An 18333-nucleotide genomic window follows, 5' to 3' on the forward strand; every position below is an offset into this window, starting at 1 on the left:
GGGCTCGGCCCGTCGTTCTACCGATGAACACTCGAACGATCGCTGACGGGGGTGACCGCCCATCGAGCGACAGACGCTGATCGCTCTCGGAGCGGTCGCCGTCGCGTGCTTCGCGCTGGCTCTCGGAGCGACCGCCGCCACGTCGGCGGACGGCCACGAAGCCGACCGACACCAGCAGTTGGTGAGCACCGGTGACGAGACCTCGCTGTGGCCGTACACGAGCAGCGCGACGACCGTCGAGGAACGGACGCTCGCGATCAACGTGTTGATCAACGGCGATCCGGCGGAGACGCGCCGGCACCTAGAAGAGCGGAGTCGAGGCGACTGGAACGAGACCGCGCCCGAAGAGGAGGACGTGAGCGAGACGAACCCCGAGGACGTCGTCGGGACCGAAACGGCCTGGCGCAGCGCCGACGGCTCGACGCGGTACGTCTACGTCTCCACGGGCAACGAGACGGCCGAGGGCGTGTGGCTCGACGAGAGCTACCAGCTCCACGACGGCGACTACCTCGGCTCGCGCGAGCACATCCGCGCCTACGAGTCGCCTGACCCCGACGACGAGTGGACCGCGATCCAGGCCCACAGCGAACACTGGGACTGGTTCCGGCTCAGCCACACGGTCGACAGCGCCGAGGACTCCCAGCGCTACGTCGAACGCGAGTTCATGGATCGGCGGTACGTGTCGAACGTCTCGCGCGTTCACCTGGGTAACGGTCGCGGCTTCGATTCCGACGGCTGGGTGACGGTCGTCGACCTCGAGAGCGGCGACCCGCCGTCCCACGTCGCGATCGTCGGCCTCCTTCCCGGACTCCTGCTCGCGAGCCGGGTGTCGACCCGGACCTCGTTCCCGAATCCGGTCGCCGCTCGCGTCCCGCGCGCGCTGTGTTTGGCGGGGTCGCTGCTCGGGCTCTACCTCTTCGTCCGGTTCGGCGCCATCGCCGTCGAGGCGCGCCTCGAGGGGATCGATCCACGGTTCATCGCGGCGGCGTTCTATCCGCTGCTCGCCGTCGGCCTGCCGGTCTGTACGTACTACTTCGCGCGGTCGCTCGACCGGCCGACGGCCTTCGCGGCCGGCGCGGTCGGCTTCGCGACCGCGATCCTCCTCGATTACACGCTGCTCGGCGTGACTCGACTCCCGCTGAACGTGCTCGTCCACCGGTTCTCGACCGCGGTCGCCCTCGGATTCATCGCCGTGGGGGCGTCCCACACCGTCCGGGTCGATCCGGAGGACCACGACTACGTGCGCCTCGGCGCGCTCCTCTGGGTCGTGACGCTACTCGTGCCGCTGCTTCGATTCCTGTAGCCGCCCTCGACCCTCCGCGGGCATCGACTCGAGGTCGTCGGGGCTCGTGTACGGGCGCACCCACGGGGAGGTCACCTGCGTGTAGCCGACGACGCCCACGAACGTGGCGAGGTAACACAGCCAGCGCGGGACCCCGAAGTCCTGAATCCAGAGCACCATCACCAGCGCCCAGCCGGCCAACACGACCGCGTCGCGACAGATCCGTTCGGCGTTGTGCCGGAGGTACGCACGCAATCGGCGACGCCGGGACTCGAGGACCGGGCGATCGTCGTCTACCGGGTCGACGTCGGCGCGGTCCGTCCCGGAGTGGAGAGATTCCGTTTCGCTCACCGTTGCTGCGGAGGTTCGGGAGCGGTCGCATACGCTTTTCGGTCGCGAGCACGCGCCGGCAGGGGGAGGCGTCGTCGGGGTGCGGTCGGAACCGACTCCGACCGGCGGCCCTGCAACCGCGGCGTTTCGCTCGCCGTCATCGCTACCGAGTCAGCTAGAAAAAACACTAATACTTCGCTCCGGAAACGAAAGCCAATGGGTTCCCAGCTGGCGTTTCGAGACTCGAGGGTGGTAGACCGTGGCTGATCGTTCGCAATCGCCGCTCGCAGCCGTCCGGTCGGGTGCGTCCCGGGGTCGATCGGCGCTCTCGCGGAACCGCCTCCGCGTCGTTTTTCTGGCCGTCATCCTCCTCTCGGCCGCCGCCGTGGCGAGCGCGGCGATGAGCGACGACCTCTCGACCGCCTCCGAGGAGGACGTTCCGGACGCGCCGGCGACCGAGAACCACACGGTCGTAACCGAGTCCGGACGGGCGGGGACGATCACCGTCTACGAGCCCGACGGCGAGGTGGCGTACTACAATAACACGCGGACGAAGTACTTCGACGCCGACCCCGTCGAGGGCGACCCGATGACCATCGAGTACACGGCGACGGACACGATCCACAGCGAGGGACCGACCTGTAGCGACCCGCCGTGCGCGCTGAACGTCATCGAGCGCGTCGACCTCGAGGACGAGAATCCCGAGCCCGAGGTCATCTACGAGCGCTACGACTACAAGGAGACCGCCGGCGAGTGGCACGACTCCGACCGCATCAACGAGACGCACGTGGTCGTCGCCGACATCGTCGCCGATCAGGTCTTCATCGTCAACACGGAGACGGAGGTCGTCGAGTGGCTCTGGGACGCCCAGAGCGACTTCCCCGTCGAGGGCGGCGGCCCGTACCCCGGCGACTGGGCTCACATCAACGACGTCGAGTACATCGACGAGGGCCAACACGAGGGGCGGATCGTGGCCAGCCTCCGGAACCAGGACCAGGTCGTCTTCCTCGACCGGGAGGAGGGACTGGTCGAGAACTGGACGCTGGGCAGCGAGAACGACTACGACGTCCAGTACGAACAGCACAACCCCGATTACATCCCCGAATCACAGGGCGGGCCGGCGATCGTCGTCGCTGACTCCGAGAACGGCCGCGTTCAGGAGTTCCATCGCGAGGACGGCGAGTGGAACCGCACCTGGCAGTGGGAGGACGACCGGATTCAGTGGCCCCGCGACGCCGACCGCCTCCCCAACGGGAACACGCTCATCGCCGACAGTCACGGCAACCGCGTGATCGAGGTCAACGAGTCCGGCGACATCGTCTGGGAAGTCGGATCGACCCTCCCCTACGAGGCGGAACGCCTCGAGACCGGCCCCGAAAGCGAGGGCGGGCAGAGCGCGGCCGAACTCGGCCTCGAGTCGCGCACGGTCGACGACAGCGGCGGCGGAGGCGGGAGCAGTGGCCTCTTCGGCTTCGATCCGCTCGGCTGGGCCGGCGACCTCCTCGAGGATCTCCTGCCACACCGGATCCACAACGGACTGCTGTTCGCGTCGCCGGTCTGGATGGGCGCCTCCGAGTTCGCGGCCGTCGGCATCGCGATCCTGACCGGGCTGGCATGGCTCGGGATGGAGACCCGATGGAAACTCCGCGACGCCGGCGTTCGGTTCCGCCTGCCCGTCTACCGGCGGGGCGACTGATTCCGGCCGACCCTCGATTTTACCGCCGCTATCGGTATCGATCCCTGTGAGCGACTCGCTGCGGAGCGAGCGGCCGGCTGTCGACCGTTCAGCGGGTCGCCGTGTACGCGAGAAACACCGCCGTGCCGAGCGCCGCGGCGTACCACAGCGTCCCCACGCGGATCACGACCGTCGCGGCGGCCGCGACGGCTTCGGGGTAGCCGAACGTGAGCAACACGCCGACCATCGACGCCTCCGCCGCCGCGAGTCCGCCGGGCAGCATCGACACCGCTCCGACGACCGATCCGAGGCCGAAGACGAACAGCCCGATCACGACGCTGGTTTCGACGCCGAACCCGTCGAGCACCAGCCAGAGCGCGACGCCCTCCAGACCCCACGCCGCGAGACTGACCAGCGTCGCGACGACCAGCGGGCGGAACCGAAACAACTGGTACGCGCTCTCGTAGAACCGCTCGAGTTCGGTCGCGTACTCGCCGACGACCGGGAGCGACTCGAGTCGCGCGAGGATCGCCAGACAGGCCCGTCGCCACTGGAGCAGGCCGATCCCGGCTCCGATGGCGCCGAGAACGGCGACGATGGGGAGCGACGAACGGCTGTAGACCAGCAGGCCGAGCGCGGCCATCGCGCTGAGCGCGATGAGATCCGTGATGCGCTCGGCGCCGACGACGGAGGTGGTCTTGCTCGCGGGGACCCCGCGCGTATCGCGGAGGAACCACGCCTTCCAGACCTCGCCGGCCTTCCCCGGCGTGACGACCATCATCAGGCCGCTGAAGAAGGCGATGGCGCTCGCCTCGAGCGGAACGTCTACCTCGAGGCGCCGGAGGTAGTAGTGCCACTTGGCGAAGCGGAAGCCGTAGCCGATCGTCGTCAGGCCGATGACGGTCGCGAACGTCCGCCAGCGCAGGGTGGCGAGGGCGTTCGTCACGTCGCCGACGTTCGCGTAGGCGGCGAGGCCGAGGAAGACGGCGACCGAGAGCAGCGCCGTCAGCCAGACGCCGTGATCGCGGACGACCCGCCGGCAGCGGTCGACGACGCTCCGACCGACCCCGCCGGCCTCACCGCTCGTCGTCACGGTGATCGCCTCGAGGTGAGCGCCGCGACGACGCGACCGGAGGCGGTGCGGAACTGGTGGAGTTTCGTCGCGACGTGCCCGGAGAGGTATCGTCCGCGACCGCCCGGACGCACGCGCCCGTCGCGTACCGCGTCCGCGAGCGATCCGGCGCCCTCGACTCGGGTGTACGCGCGGCCGACTTCCATCGGGAAGTGAGCGTCGCTGCCGCCGGTCGCCGGCAGGTCGCGAGCGGCCGCGAACGAGGCCGCGCGCTCGTTGAACCGGCGGCGAACGCAGCGGGAGTTCACCGCTTCGACCCCGTCGACGGCGTCGGCGAGGGCCTCGAGGTCCGTCTCGTAGCGCTGTCGCAGCGCGTCGAACGGATGCGAGAGGACGGCGACGCCGCCCTGCTCGTGGACCCGGTCGACCACCGTCAGCGGATCGGCTCGAGGCGGCGCCTCCGTCACGTCGAGGGCCAGCAGGTGGCCCTCGGTCGTCGTCACTTCGACGCCGGCGACAACGTCGAGATCGGCCGGCGCGGCGTCCCGGACGGCGGCGACGTTGGCCAGCGTGTCGTGGTCGGTGACGGCGATGCCGTCGAGTCCGGCCTCGACCGCCGCCGCGGCCACGCGCTCGGGCGGCGTGCTCGAGCAGGGCGAGGCGTCCGTGTGCACCTGGAGATCGTATCGTCGTGTCATGGCGGGCTCGATTTGGAGCGGGGTGAGACGGTCACGCGATCACCTCGAGGAGTCGGGGCGGGACCCGGTACAGGACCGCGACGACGAGAAGCCCCCAGACGACGAGATTGATGAGAAACGGGGGATCGGCGAAGAGGAACTTCGGGTCGCCGCCCAGCGTTCGCGTGTAGACGAGGAGGTGGTAGCGGAAGGTCGCGAAGAAGGCGAAGGGGAGCGTGGTCATCATCCACGGACCGCCGCGGAAGAACGTGTAGAGCGAATAGGAGACGAGCAGCGCCGCCAGAACGACGACGAGCCACTGGTCGAGCGTCTCCTCGGTGTACTCGGCGAGGGTCGCGCGCGACGCGGCCGGATCGTCGCTGACGACCATCTCGTGGCGGCGCTTGCCGAGCGCGAGCATGAGCGCCCCGAGGAACGTACAGACGACGAGCCAGGGGCTCAGGGAGACGTCGATGGCGACGACGCCGGCGACGGCCCGCAGCACGAACCCGATGGCGATGACCATCACGTCGACGATGACGACCTCCTTCAGAAACGCGGAGTAGAGCGCGTTCTGTACGAGGTACGCGCAGACGACGAGCAGGAACAGCGGGCCGAGGTACCAGGAGAGGGTGAGACCGCCGGCGAAGAGCAGGATCGCGAACGCCACCGCCACGGAGACCGGGACCCGTCCGCTGGCGATGGGGCGGTGTTTCTTTCGCGGGTGGTTGCGATCCTCCTCGATATCGAGGATGTCGTTGCCGATGTACGTCGTGCCCGCGACGGCACAGAAGGCGACGATCCCGAGGGCGACGTTCGTGACGGCGACCGGATCGAACAGGCTCCTGGAGAAGACGAGCCCCACGAGCAGTATTCCCTGCTTGTACCACTGCCAGGGGCGTATCTCCCTTACCAGACCGGAGACGGTCACCGCGACCCGACTCCGGTCGGCGTAGGCGCGGTTCATCCGTCTGTCCTCCCACACAGGTCGGCAAAAAGATCGGGCTTGCCTGTAACGGATCTGCGGCGCTACGCTACCGCTTCCCGACGTCAGGCGCCCGGAAACGCGCGCGTGCCGCTCGCTCGAGCAGCGACCGACCGTGGCGCAACGCGGGTAACTCACCGGATCGCCGTACGCCGAATCACCGCTCGGTTAGCGGCCGACTGACTCGGTTTCACGGGGCGAACGGTCGCTCGTCACGAGCGCGCCGCCCGCGCTATCGCGCCCCGATCCGCCGGTTCGCGGTCCGCGAGGGGATCGAGCCACGTACGGCCCGCAAAACGCCGATACACTATTGAGGCGCCGTGTTGACGTCCAGTTTGATTCACGATGAGCGATAGTGAGCGCGCCGACGACTCGAGCGGCTCGCTTCTCGTCACCGGGGGGACCGGATTCCTCGGCCTGCACGCGTGCCAGTACTTCCGCGACCGGGGATGGGACGTCACCGCGTTCGATCTCAAGCCGTTCGAGCCGGACGACGATACGGACGGAATCGAGTTCGTCGAAGGGGACGTTCGAAGCGAGGCGTCCGTCGCCGACGCGCTCGAGGAGAGCGACGCCACCGCGGTGGTGCACACGGCGGCCGCGCTCCCGCTGTGGGACGCCGACCGCATCCGAGAGACGACCGTCGACGGGACGCGAAACGTGCTCTGGGCGGCGAACGACCGCGACGTCGAGCGGGTCTGTTACGTCTCCTCGACGGCGGTGTACGGAACCCACGACACGCACCCCATCACCGAGGAGTCGCCCCTGGACGGGGTCGGCCCCTACGGCGAGGCCAAGATCGAGGCCGAGAAGGTCTGTCAGGACTTCCGCCGCATGGGGATGTGCGTCCCGATCGTTCGCCCGAAGACGTTCATCGGCCCGCAGCGACTCGGCGTGTTTCAGGTGCTGTTCGACTGGATCGAGGACGGCGCGAACGTTCCGCTCGTCGGCCGGGGGAACAACCGCTACCAGCTGCTACACGTTCGCGACCTCGTCACCGCCATCGAACTGCTGCTCACCGAGGACGAGGAATCGGTGAACGACACGTTCAACGTCGGTACCGACGAATTCGGTACGATGAAGGAGGACTTCCAGGCCCCGATCGACTACGCGGGGACGGGCAAACGAACCATCGGAACGCCCGCCTTCCTCACGGTCGCGGTCCTCCGCGTACTGGACGAACTGAACCTCTCGCCGCTGTATCCGTGGGTCTACGAGACGGCCCACGAGGACTCCTACGTCTCCGTCGAGAAGCTGAAGGATCTCGGCTGGGAGCCAGAGTACTCCAACCAAGAGGCGCTCGTGGAGACCTACGAGTGGTACCTCGAGAACTACGAGGCCGACGAGGTGGCCGACGAGAGCGGCTTGGACCACCGCGTCGCGTGGGACCAGGGCGCCCTCGCCGTCGCGAAGAAGATCTCGCAGCGGATCTGAGATGACCGTCCGCTCGCGTCTCCCGTCTCGCAGTCCGTGGTTCGCCGTCCTCGGTCCGATCGTCGCCGTCCTGTTCGTCGTCGGGTTCGGCAGGCACCTGCTCGTCGACTGGCCGACGATCGCGACCGACCCGGCGTTCTTCCAGCACACGGGTTGGTACGTCCTCGAGGGCGGCGTACCGTACGTCGACGTCTGGGACGTGAACCCGCCCGTTCCGTTCGGAATCGCGGCCGCGCTCGCCGCCCTCTCCGGCGGGAACATGCTCGTTTTGCACGGTCTCGGAGCGACGCTCACGACGCTCGTCGCAGCCGCGAGCGTCCCGCTCGTCGGGTGGATCGCCCGCCGCGTGACCGGGGACGACGCGGCGGCGATCGCCGCCGGCCTCACGATGCTCGTCGTGCCGGAGCTCTTTCTCCTCTCCCCGGAAGGCGTTCGAGCGCAGTTCTATGCGCTGTTTTTCGGCGTCCTCGCGCTCGCGCTGGCCCTCCGCGATAGGCCGTTCCTCGCCGGGGCTCTCGCGGCGCTGAGCGCAGGGTCGTGGCAGTCGGGGGCGGTTTTTGCGCTGCTGGTCGTCGGGATGGCGTACCAGCGAACCGGCGGGAAGGACGCGCTCTCGGCGGTCGCCGGCGGCGCCGTCGTCACCGGTGCCGTCGTCCTCGCGTTCGCGGCCACGGGGGGGCTCGTTCCCATGGTCGTCCAGACGGTGGTCGCCCCGCTGACCGCCGGATCGTCGTACACCCTGGCCGAGCGCGTCTACACGATACTGCTGGTGTTCGGCTACGGAACGGTGCTCCTCCCGGTCGCGCTCTACGGCTGGGCGCGCGCCGTCGTCCGCGATTTCCGAGCGCAGTGGTGGGTTCCGGCGGGCGGCGTGTTACTCACCGTTCAGGTGCTGTTCGTCGACTTAGACGGCTCGACGGACGCGCTTCTCTGGCTCGCGTTCGTCGCGCTCGGCGTCGCCGTCGCCGTCGATCGCGGTTTCGGACGGCGACCGGCGACGACGGACCGCCGCGATCGCGACGCGACGCGGACGAACCGAACTCCGTGGGCGGCCGTGGCCGTCGTCGCCGTCGTCGGCCTGCTCGTCCTCTCGGGACTGGTCTGGCACTTCGGCTCGCCGGCTCCGCAGTCGACGCTCCGGACGATGCAAGCGGAGGCCGAGACGGACGAGGACCTCCCGATTTCGCCGGGCGACGCGGACGTCCCGTCGATGCAGACGATCTACTGGGAGCAGGCGAAACCGGAGACCTGTCACTACCGACTGAGTTGGAACGAGGTGCGGTGGATCGCGATAACCGACGACCGACTGAACAGGCGGCAGTGTGACGCGTGGCCGAGTCGAATCGACCGCGGCTAGCGGGTCGGCGTTCGGCACGGTCGCGCGGATTCGACCGACGGAGACGCCGAGGGTGGCTCTATCAGCCACCCGACGTCCGCTCGAACTCGACGACTACGATTCCGTTGTACCGGTTCACCTGTACCGGCCCCCGGTACTCGGCGCGGCTCTCCACCGCCTCGAGAATCCGCTGGTTGGTCGACGAATCGGTGTACGAGAGCACGATCCAGACGTCGTCGTGTCCGTCGACGGACGCCCGTATCTCGTCGGCCGACGCGTCGGGCGGGATCCGAACCGTGGGCGCGACCGATCGGTCGAAGTAGTAGCCGAACGTCCGCTCCGTGAACGGCCTGCTCACGAGGACGACGTCGTCGCCGTCGACGCTCGACTCGACGTCGGCGGCGGCCGCCCGCCACTGCTCTTTCTGGTCGTCCTGATAGTACGCCGGGAGGGGCGCCGCGAGACCGACGAGGAGCACCCCGACGACGACGTACCGAAGCGACGGGCGAGAGATCGTCCGCACGCCGATCGCGATCAGGAGGAAAAACGCCAGCGACGCCCCGATCGAGTAGCGATCCACGAAAATCGGCGTGACGACGTGCGAGAGGGCGATCGGGACGAGTATCGGCACGACGAACCAGAGGAGAACCACGTACACGGCGTTTACCGGCGTGTCCTCGCGGTCGGTCGCCGTCGTCGCACCCGACGCATCGCGGTCGGTCGCCGTCACCGCGTCCCGGCCGCTCGAGAGCGCGAGCACCAGACAGCCGACGACGACGAGCGAGACGAGAACCGGGAACGACTCCTCGAACAGCTGTCCGCCGAGATACGCGGCGAACGTCCCTCTGACCGTCTCGCCCGTCGGTAGCGGAATCCACGAGACGTTGCCCGTATCGCCGGCGCTGGCCGCCACCGTTCGGCGGAGCAGCCTCACTAGCCACGGGAGGAGGAGCAGGGCGGTGACTCCTTCGAGGGCGATCCAGCGGCGGAGCGTCAGCCGCGAACGAGGGACGGTCCGGACCAGATACCGGGAGAAGACGTACGCGTTCTGGGCGAGTATCGCGAACAGCCCGAAGACGTGGGTATAGCCGAGGAGGACCGTGGAGACAACGTACCAGATATCGTCCCGAATGCCGGTCTCGTCGGTCGATTCCGCCGTCTGCAGTCGCACGAACCAGTAGAACGAAAGGACGGTCAGCAGCCCGAGCAGATTGTACATTCGCACTTCCTGCGAGTACCAGACGTGGAACGGTGAGACGGCGACGAGCACCGCGGCGATCGCTCCGACTTGCCTGTCGAAGAGTCGTCGACCGACCCCGTAGAGGACGACGACGGTGGCAACGCCGACGAGAGCCGACAGTAGTCGCGTCGCCAGTTCGCCCGTTCCGAAGACCGTCGTCCAGCCGGACAGGAGGAGGTAGTAGAGCGGCGGATGGGGGTCGTTCCCCGGTACGCTGACCAGGAGTTCGAACGGCGTGTTCGACGTGACGATGGTCACCGAGACGACTTCGTCGACCCAGTAGCTCTCGGACTCCAGCCGGAACAGCCGCAGCGCGGCCGCGACGAGGACGATCGGATACAGTTCGACCGGGACGTCCGCCAGTGATCGATCCCGGCTACCCTCACCGTCCGTCTCGATCGGCAGGGACGGCGACATGGTTCCGATTGCAACGACTTACGGTATGAACCTTGGTCGGCCGGGGCAGATAGCAGATCCGCGACGAGAACGTCACCAGAGTCGACTCGTCTGGCCAGAAACCCGCGACGTAGCGAACTGCTGGCTGGCGGTGGTTTCGAGCGGGCGCATCAACCGAGCGATCAGTGCGCTGCGCCGCTGGCGTATGGCAGAGTCGACGATGCGCCCGTTCACCGGTCACCGGCTCCGTCACAGGGCCAGCAGATAACCGCCGAACAGGTAGAGGGCGGCGAGGATCGACTGGAAGGAAAGCGAGCCGAGCGCCGACAGCGCGACGAACGTCCGGCCGTCCATCTCCGAGAGCCCTGCGGGAATCGTGAGCAGCCCCCTGACGACCAGCATCGTGTTACTCGCGGCGACGGCGATCCCGCCCCAGCGGTCGAACCAGCCGTCGAAGCGCTCGAGTCGCGACTCCGTGAGGGGGAACCACCGCTTCTGGATGACGTACTCCCGCCCGGCGCGGCGGACGAGACAGAACAGCAGGAACTGACCGATCGTCGTCCCGACGACGGCGACGGCGACGATCGCGACCGTTTCCGGGATCGACGATCCGATTAGCGCCAACGCGGACGGCACGACCAGTTCGCTCGGCATGAACCGCAGCATCATCGCGCCCTCGAGGATGCAGATCCCGAGCAGGACCGCGAACGCGAACTCCGACGTGAACAGCGACTCGAGCCAGCCCGGCATCCCCTCGAGTTGCAGCGGTACCATACCTCGGTCCTATTCCGTCCCGAATGTAAGCGTTGTTGGTTCCCGGAGGTCCGCGATCGGCGCGGCGATTCGTTCGAACGCGTTACCGGGCCCAAAGCATGTCGTGATGGAGGCGGAATATCGAGACGATGGACACGACGCGGATCGCGTTTCTCGCCGCTGCCTTCGCCACCCACGCGGTCGTCGGTTACGCCCTCGTCCGTGGAGCTACCGACGTCGATCCGCGGCTCGGCGTCGTTCTCGGTCTCCTCCCGGACGCGGACTTCCTGTTCCCCGAGGCGTGGGGGTGGCCGCTGGTTCACCGCGGACTCACGCACACGCCGGTGTTCGCGGCCGCCGCCGTCGCCGGCGCGTACGCGCTCCGGCGGGATCGGACGGTCGCGATCGCCGTCGGACTGGGACTCGGCTCGCACCTCGCTATCGACTCCCTGTCGGCGAAGGGGATCGACTGGCTGTTCCCGCTCGCGGACACCGCGGGACCCGGCGTTCCGATTCACGGTCCCGCGGCGACGGCGCTGCTCTGGGCGACGTCGCTCGGCGTCCTCGCGTGGCGGACGGAGGACCCTCTCGTCGCGTCGGTTCCGAGCGACCGATCAACCCACCGGAGCGACCGCTCCGACGCGTCCGATCGTCAGGCCCAGCGACGCGAGTAGCGCGGTCGATCCGACCAGCAGGAACGCCCGGTTGATCCGCCCGTTCTTGGACTTGAACCAGTTGAGGGTGACGTGGTACCGCGAGACCGGCGCGAAGGGGCTGATCCCCATCGGCGTCACGATATCCCCCGCGAGGTGGGCGACGATGCTGCCGGTCCCGACGACGAATCCGAACCGGAAGGCCGACGTCGAGGGGACGGCCAGCGCCGTTGCGACGCTGGCCAACAGCCCGACGAGCAGGGCGAACCAGATCGTGTGCGTCGGCCCGCGGTGAGGGACCCGCGGCAGCGGCTGGTCGACGTCCGGGAGGTTCGCCAGCCCGACGGCGAGGACCGCTCCCGCGAGCGCCATCTCGAGCGACCAGCCGCGGCTCACCAGCGGGACGAACGGAGCGTACAGGAGGGCGTTGAAGCCGATGTGACCGCCTCGGTACATGCGTTTCGACGACCGATCGTCCGTGCCCGACGGGGATCAACCGCTCGGTCGCTCGCGTCCGGCCGTCACTCGAGGGCCTTGACGCCGAAGGCGGACACCGAGAGGCCGCCGATCAGGATGGGCATCCAGTAGATCGCCCCGCGGAAGATGAGTACGGCCGCGGTGACCGTCGACGCCGGGATGCCGGTGGTCGGCACGAGCAGCGTGACGAAGGCGGCTTCGATACCGCCGAGCCCGCCGGGGAGCGGAGCGGCGCCCGCGAGGTTCGCGAGCGGGATCGCGAACAGCAGGATGTACGGCGCGACGGGTTCGCCCAGCGCGGCGAAGGCGGCCATGAGCGCGACCGTCTGGAAGAGCCAGCCGGCCAGCGAGAGACCGACGACGGCGGAGAGTCGCCAGCGATCGGTCGAGACGCGCTCGATGTTTTCGAAGAAGCGGCCCATCCGATCGGTCAGGTCCGCCTCGAGCGTGTCGCTCTGGAAGCGGGCGAGCCCGAGGCGACCGAGACGGGGGGCGATGACGGCCGGCAGCCGCTCGGTGAGCGCGTGCCGGTGTCGCCAGACGAACGCCATGGCGAGGACGATCGCCGCGATCAGCACGACCGCCGAGCCGACGGCCGTCTCGAGGCGGTCGCCGACGGCGGCGGTGGTCCCGTAGTAGCCGACCCCGACGAGGATCAGCGAGATCGAGGGGACGACGTTGAGCACGTCGACGCTGGCGATCCCGGCCAGCCCCGTCTCGTAGCGCGCGTCGGCGGTCTTCGAGATGAGCAGCGCCGCGACCGGCTCCCCACCGGCCTGGCCGAACGGCGTGACGTTGTTGGCGAAGACGGCGCCGGCGTAGACGAAAAACGCCTTGACGACCGACAGCTCGACGTCGAGGGCGACCAGTACGGTCCGGAGCATCAGGCTCCACGCGGCCAGCCAGCACAGCGCGAGGGCGAAGGTCGCGACGACCAGCGAGGGCGCGGCCGAGAACAGCGTGTCGATGACGTCGCGCGCACCGACCGCGAAGAACAGCACGGCGAAGACGGCGAGCGCGCCGAACGCGCCGATGAGGAGCCGCCGCCGATTTCGCTCGTTCATAGCGGACGTGGATCGTCAGCGGACTTGAAACGTCTGATTATCGTCGAGGCGGTCCGATACGGGAGAGACGAGTCAGCCGTCAGAAATTCACTACCGCTGACGACTTTCGCGGTGACTCGAGACAGTTGACGCGTTTTATTTAGATGGACTCAGTTGTCTCCCGTAATGGACGACGCTCAGCAATCCAACGTCCTTTTCGTCGTGCTGGATACGGTCCGCAAGGACCGACTGGGTCCGTACGGCTACGAGCGGGAGACGACGCCCGAACTCTCCGCGTTCGCAGAGGAGGCGACCGTCTTCGAGTCGGCCGTCGCGCCCGCGCCGTGGACGCTACCGGTCCACGCCTCGCTGTTTACCGGCCGGTACCCGAGCCAGCACGGGGCCGATCAGGGGAGTCCGTACCTCGAGGACGAGACGACCCTCGCGTCGATCCTCTCGGCGGCCGGCTACGACACGGCGTGTTACTCCTCGAACGCCTGGATCACCCCCTACACCGGACTCACCGACGGGTTCGACGCGCAGGACTCGTTCTTCGAGGTCCTCCCCGGCGACGTCCTCTCGGGGCCGCTGGCCAGCGCCTGGCAGACGGTCAACGACAACGACTACCTCCGCGATCTGGCGTCGAAACTCGTCAGACTCGGCGCCATGGCCCACGAGAAGCTCGCCAGCGGCGAGGGCGCCGATACGAAGACGCCGTCGGTCATCGACCGGACGAAGTCCTTCGTCGACGACAGCGAGAGCGACGAGGGGTGGTTCGCCTTCGTCAACCTGATGGACGCTCACCTGCCCTACTATCCGCCCGAGGAGTACCGCGAGGAGTTCGCTCCCGGCGTCGATCCGGGGTCGGTCTGCCAGAACTCGAAGGAGTACAACTCGGGCGCCCGCGACATCGACGGCGAGGAGTGGGAGGCCATCCGCGGGCTCTACGACGCCGAAATCGCCCACATGGACGCCGAACTCGGCCGCCTGTTCGACTGGCTGCGCGAGACCGGCCAGTGGGAGGAGACGACCGTCGTCGTCTGCGCCGACCACGGCGAACTCCACGGCGAACACGACCTCTACGGCCACGAGTTCGCCCTCTACGACCAGTTGATCAACGTCCCGCTGCTGGTCAAACACCCCGCACTCGAGGCCGACCGACGCGACGACCTCGTCGAGTTGCTCGACTGCTATCACACGGTCCTCGAGGCGCTGGACGTCGATCCCGCCGACGCGCTCGCGCCGGCGGACGACGGCTCCGTCGCCGGCCGCGATCCGACGCGATCCCTGCTCTCGAGCGAGTATCGGGCCTTCGAGGCGGCGCCGGAACCGGATCCCGGACAGCGGGCGGTGCTCGACGCCGCGAGCGACGAGGCGTCCGACGATACCTCGAGCAGCGACGGGGCTGACGACTACGCGTTCGTCGAGTACGCCCAGCCGGTGATCGAACTCCACCACTTAGAGGAGAAGGCCAGCGAGGCCGGGCTCGAACTGCCCGACGACCACCGTGCCTACTCCCGCCTGCGCGCGGCCCGCAGCACCGACGCGAAGTACGTCCGGGCCGACCGCATCCCCGACGAGGGGTACCGACTCGACGAGGACCCCGCGGAATCGACGCCCGTCGATCCGGCCGACGACGAGGTCGTCGCCGCCGCCGAACGCGCGCTCGCCCGCTTCGAGCGGGCCGCCGGCGGCGCGTGGGTCGATCCCAGCGAGACGGACGCCGAGGACGCCGACGCGCTGGCCGAGGCCGACGAGGAGACCCGCGACCGCCTGCGCGAACTCGGCTATCTCGAGTAGTACCGTCCGATCTCGACGCTCTGAGGTCCGTTTTCGGACCGATACTGATCGAAACGGGAAAGTTACAGTGACTGTCCGGACACCAGTAAGCATACGTTTGTCGACTCGAAACCCCAACCTAACCGATGGAGGACCAGCATTTCCTCGAGTCAGAGTGGGACTACTGTCTGGTGCTGGACGCGTGCCGGTACGACGTGTTCCGCGACGTCTACGACGAGTATCTCGACGGAACGCTCGAAAAGCGGTGGAGCACCGGCTCGTCCACGCCGGAGTGGGCGTACCGGACGTTCACCGACGAACACGATATCGCCTACTTCTCCGGAAACCCGTTTATCAACGACCTCGGAATCCCGCTGAACGAACTCAAGTGGGGGGCCAGCTGCGACTACGAGTGGACGGCGTCGGAACACATCAGCGACGTCTTCGACGTCTGGAAGTCCGGCTGGGACGACGACCTCGGGACGGTCCCGCCGGAGGGGCTGGCCGAGGCGTTCCGAAACAACCAGGACGCCGTCGAGCGGGCTGACCGGACGGTCCTCCACTACATGCAGCCCCACGCTCCGTACCTCTCCCGCGGAAAGGGACAGAAGCTCAAGCAGATTCAGAAGGGGATCCGCCGCCAGGAGGAAGCCGAGAAGGCGACCGACGGCGGCGATGGGACGCTGTCGTCGCTCAGCGACACCATCCGACCGAAAGTCGAGAGCCGACTCGAGGACAGCGAATTCGCGCAGAAAGCGGGCCTCTGGCTCGAACTCGATCCGACCGACCTCGTCAAGAACGGCACGCGGGAGGCGGCGCTGGAGCTCTACGAGGAGAACCTTCGGATCGCCCTCGAGTCCGTCGCCGAACTGATCCCGGAACTGGACGGGCGGGTCGTCGTGACCGCCGACCACGGCGAGGCCTTCGGCGAGGAGGGCGTCTGGGAACACCACATCGAGACGTACATCCCGCCGCTCATGGAGGTGCCGTGGCTCGAAGTCGAGTAACGTCACCTCACGGTCACCGCTACCGCACCGCCCCGTCGATCCCTCGAACGCGACCGAACCCACCACAGCCACGAGAGACTCCGGATGAAGATCAGCCACTACTTCGAACTCGAGGAGCACGTCACCGGCGGCATCCGCGAGTCGGTCGTCCACCAGCGGAAGATGCTGGATCGGCTGGACGTCGAGTACACGACCGAGCCGACGCTGGACGCCGACGTCCTCCACTGTAACCTCATGGGACCGCGCTCGGTCTGGTACGCGCGGCGGGCGCGATCGCGGGGGATCCCCGTCGTCGCCCACACCCACGTCACCGCCGAGGACTTCGGGGACAGCTTTCGGTTTACCAACGCGCTCGCGAGGCCTCTGAAACCGTACCTCGAGTGGGCCTACGGGCTGGCCGACGCGCTGGTCTGTCCCTCCGAGTACAACCGACGGCTGATCGAGACGTACACCGACGCGAGGACGACCGTCGTCTCGAACGGCGTCGACGGCGAGAAACTCGACGGGTTCGAGTCCCTCGAGGCGGAGTACCGCGAGCGCTACGACCTCGAGTCGCCGACGGTCTTCCTCGTCGGCCACGTGATCAAGCGCAAGGGTCTCGAGACGTTCGTCGAACTGGCCCGCCGGCTGCCCCACCTCGATTTCGCGTGGTTCGGCCCGCTGGACCTCTCGCTCAAGGGTCGAGAAACGACGCGGCTCATCGAGGAGTCGCCGGACAACTGCACGTTCACCGGCTACGTCGACGACATCCGCGGCGCGTTCGCAGCGGGAGACATCTTCTGTTTCCCCACCCACGAGGAAAACGAGGGCATCGCGCTGCTGGAAGCGATGACGGCCGGCAAACCGATCCTCGTCCGCGACATCGAGACGTTCTCCTGGCTCGAGGACGGCGAGGACTGTCTGAAGGTGGCGGCGTCGGACGCCGGCGTCGACGCGTTCGCAGACGCCATCGAGCGACTCGAGGACCCAGACCTCCGGGAGCGACTCGGATCGAACGCAGCCGAACGGAGCGAGGCGTTTACGCTCGAGTCGGTCGCGAACCGGTACCAGACACTTTACGACGAGGTGACCTGAATGAAAATCGGTTTCTTTACGGACAGTTACTTCCCCGAGATCGACGGCGTCACGTATACGATCAAACTCTGGCGCGAGGAGTTAGAACAGGACGGACACGAGGTGTACGTCGTCTACCCGGACGGCGACTACGAGCCCGGCGACCGCGAGATCCCGGTCAAATCGGTGTCCAATCCGTTCTACCCCGGCTATCGGATTCCCGTGTTCAAACGCCCGTCGACGCTGCCGGAGCTGGACGTCGTCCACTGTCACGGGCCGGCGACGGTCGGCGTACTCGGGCGGTACTACGCCCGGAAACACGATCTGCCCGCGGTGTACACCCACCACACGCCGATCGAGGAGTACTTCCACCAGAACGTCAAGTTCGAGTCGATCGCCGACGCGCTCTCGAGGCTGTACGTCCCGCTGGAGAACGCGCTCCTCCGGAGCTTCGATATCGTCACCGCCTCCACGAGCCGAATCGAACGCGACGTGGAACACGTTCAGCTCCCCGTCGGCATCGACATGGAGTTCTTCCAGCCGACCGACGAGGACTGGTATCCCGACCGGACCGTCATCGGCTACAGCGGTCGGCTCAGCATGGAGAAAAACGTCAGTGAGATCCTCCGCGTCGCCGAGACGCTCCCGGAGTATGACTTCGTCATCGTCGGCGACGGCCCCTACCGCGACTGCCTCGAGCGCGAGGCGCCCGACAACGTCGAGATCCGCGGCTTCCTCCCCCGCGAGGAGCTGCCGATCTTCTACTCCTCGATCGACGCGTTCGTCACCGCCTCGACCGCCGACACGCTCGGGCTCTCGACGCTCGAGGCCAACGCCTGCGGCACGCCCGTCGTCGCGTCCGACGTCCCGCCGTTCGACCGGACGATCGGGCCCGACAACGGCGAGCGGTTCGCCTACGGCGACCTCGAGGCGATGGCCGACGCCGTCGAACGCTGTCTCCGGTCGGATCGGGACACGCGGGCGGCCATCGAACGCTACGACGTCCGGCAAACGCTCGAGCACCTCGAGCACCTCTATCGGACCGTCCGATCCTCGGGAACCGCGTCTCCGACGGACGTCACCGACGACTGGTTCTCCGACGACTCGCACAGTTCGCCGAAGTAACTGGTTCTCGTTGCGC

The 18333-nt window shown here is 67.8% G+C and carries 17 protein-coding genes; 9 read left to right on the plus strand and 8 right to left on the minus strand.

What is annotated here, in order from left to right; genetic code table 11:
- Positions 1-181: 181 nt before the first annotated feature.
- Complete coding sequence (locus HTZ84_RS18890; RefSeq protein WP_309138763.1) at positions 182-1303, plus strand: hypothetical protein; 1122 nt, start codon at positions 182-184, stop codon at positions 1301-1303.
- Here the strand turns inward: HTZ84_RS18890 and HTZ84_RS18895 are convergent.
- Positions 1274-1633 (minus strand): hypothetical protein, encoded by a 360-nt coding sequence (locus HTZ84_RS18895; RefSeq protein ID WP_174682081.1) that lies wholly within the window; start codon positions 1631-1633, stop codon positions 1274-1276. The two genes, HTZ84_RS18890 and HTZ84_RS18895, sit on opposite strands and share 30 nt — an antisense overlap.
- Positions 1634-1871: 238 nt before the next feature.
- On the opposite strand from HTZ84_RS18895, the gene HTZ84_RS18900 reads away from it, so the two are divergent.
- Positions 1872-3308, plus strand: coding sequence for an aryl-sulfate sulfotransferase (locus tag HTZ84_RS18900; RefSeq protein WP_174682082.1), 1437 nt, complete (start codon positions 1872-1874; stop codon positions 3306-3308).
- 88 nt (positions 3309-3396) lie between these two features.
- On the opposite strand, the gene HTZ84_RS18905 is transcribed toward HTZ84_RS18900, so the two are convergent.
- The 3 genes from HTZ84_RS18905 to HTZ84_RS18915 are packed head-to-tail and all read right to left on the minus strand — an operon-like array spanning position 3397 to position 6003.
- Positions 3397-4380: a lysylphosphatidylglycerol synthase transmembrane domain-containing protein gene (locus tag HTZ84_RS18905; protein ID WP_174682083.1), complete on the minus strand. Its 984-nt coding sequence runs from the start codon at positions 4378-4380 to the stop codon at positions 3397-3399.
- Complete coding sequence (locus HTZ84_RS18910) at positions 4377-5057, minus strand: PHP domain-containing protein (RefSeq protein WP_174682084.1); 681 nt, start codon at positions 5055-5057, stop codon at positions 4377-4379. Before HTZ84_RS18910 ends, HTZ84_RS18905 begins: the two co-directional genes overlap by 4 nt.
- Before the next feature lie 31 nt (positions 5058-5088).
- The gene (locus HTZ84_RS18915; protein WP_174682085.1) at positions 5089-6003 is read right to left on the minus strand and encodes a decaprenyl-phosphate phosphoribosyltransferase; all 915 of its coding nucleotides are present in this window, start codon (positions 6001-6003) and stop codon (positions 5089-5091) included.
- Positions 6004-6366: 363 nt separating this feature from the next.
- Between HTZ84_RS18915 and HTZ84_RS18920 the strand changes: the two genes are divergently transcribed.
- The gene (locus tag HTZ84_RS18920) at positions 6367-7455 is read left to right on the plus strand and encodes an NAD-dependent epimerase/dehydratase family protein (RefSeq protein ID WP_174682086.1); all 1089 of its coding nucleotides are present in this window, start codon (positions 6367-6369) and stop codon (positions 7453-7455) included.
- A gap of 1 nt (position 7456) precedes the next feature.
- Positions 7457-8812: a DolP-mannose mannosyltransferase gene (locus HTZ84_RS18925; protein WP_174682087.1), complete on the plus strand. Its 1356-nt coding sequence runs from the start codon at positions 7457-7459 to the stop codon at positions 8810-8812.
- A 61-nt stretch (positions 8813-8873) separates the two neighbouring features.
- Here HTZ84_RS18925 and HTZ84_RS18930 read toward each other — a convergent pair whose 3' ends face one another.
- On the minus strand, positions 8874-10448 hold the full coding sequence (locus HTZ84_RS18930; protein ID WP_174682088.1) for a glycosyltransferase family 39 protein: 1575 nt from the start codon (positions 10446-10448) through the stop codon (positions 8874-8876).
- A 228-nt stretch (positions 10449-10676) separates the two neighbouring features.
- Positions 10677-11201: a DedA family protein gene (locus tag HTZ84_RS18935; RefSeq protein ID WP_174682089.1), complete on the minus strand. Its 525-nt coding sequence runs from the start codon at positions 11199-11201 to the stop codon at positions 10677-10679.
- Between the two features lie 128 nt (positions 11202-11329).
- Between HTZ84_RS18935 and HTZ84_RS18940 the strand changes: the two genes are divergently transcribed.
- Complete coding sequence (locus tag HTZ84_RS18940) at positions 11330-11854, plus strand: metal-dependent hydrolase (RefSeq protein ID WP_174682090.1); 525 nt, start codon at positions 11330-11332, stop codon at positions 11852-11854.
- On the opposite strand, the gene HTZ84_RS18945 is transcribed toward HTZ84_RS18940, so the two are convergent.
- Both HTZ84_RS18945 and HTZ84_RS18950 read right to left on the minus strand, forming a co-directional pair.
- Positions 11795-12289: a metal-dependent hydrolase gene (locus HTZ84_RS18945; protein ID WP_174682091.1), complete on the minus strand. Its 495-nt coding sequence runs from the start codon at positions 12287-12289 to the stop codon at positions 11795-11797. The genes HTZ84_RS18940 and HTZ84_RS18945 overlap by 60 nt on opposite strands.
- Positions 12290-12354: 65 nt before the next feature.
- The gene (locus tag HTZ84_RS18950) at positions 12355-13374 is read right to left on the minus strand and encodes a lysylphosphatidylglycerol synthase transmembrane domain-containing protein (RefSeq protein ID WP_174682092.1); all 1020 of its coding nucleotides are present in this window, start codon (positions 13372-13374) and stop codon (positions 12355-12357) included.
- A gap of 165 nt (positions 13375-13539) precedes the next feature.
- Here HTZ84_RS18950 and HTZ84_RS18955 point away from each other — a divergent pair, with 165 nt between their 5' ends.
- The 4 genes from HTZ84_RS18955 to HTZ84_RS18970 all read left to right on the plus strand — a co-directional run bounded on the left by HTZ84_RS18955 (position 13540) and on the right by HTZ84_RS18970 (position 18317).
- A complete protein-coding gene (locus HTZ84_RS18955; RefSeq protein WP_174682093.1) occupies positions 13540-15153 on the plus strand; it encodes a sulfatase in 1614 nt (537 codons plus the stop codon).
- 125 nt (positions 15154-15278) lie between these two features.
- Positions 15279-16139: a hypothetical protein gene (locus HTZ84_RS18960; protein WP_174682094.1), complete on the plus strand. Its 861-nt coding sequence runs from the start codon at positions 15279-15281 to the stop codon at positions 16137-16139.
- A gap of 84 nt (positions 16140-16223) precedes the next feature.
- Positions 16224-17213 carry a glycosyltransferase family 4 protein gene (locus tag HTZ84_RS18965; protein WP_174682095.1) on the plus strand — a complete coding sequence of 330 codons (990 nt, stop codon included), beginning with the start codon at positions 16224-16226 and terminating at the stop codon, positions 17211-17213.
- Positions 17214-18317 (plus strand): glycosyltransferase, encoded by a 1104-nt coding sequence (locus HTZ84_RS18970; RefSeq protein WP_174682096.1) that lies wholly within the window; start codon positions 17214-17216, stop codon positions 18315-18317.
- The last annotated feature ends 16 nt before the right edge of the window (positions 18318-18333 follow it).

The organism is Haloterrigena gelatinilytica (assembly GCF_013342145.1).
Lineage (GTDB): Archaea > Halobacteriota > Halobacteria > Halobacteriales > Natrialbaceae > Haloterrigena > Haloterrigena gelatinilytica.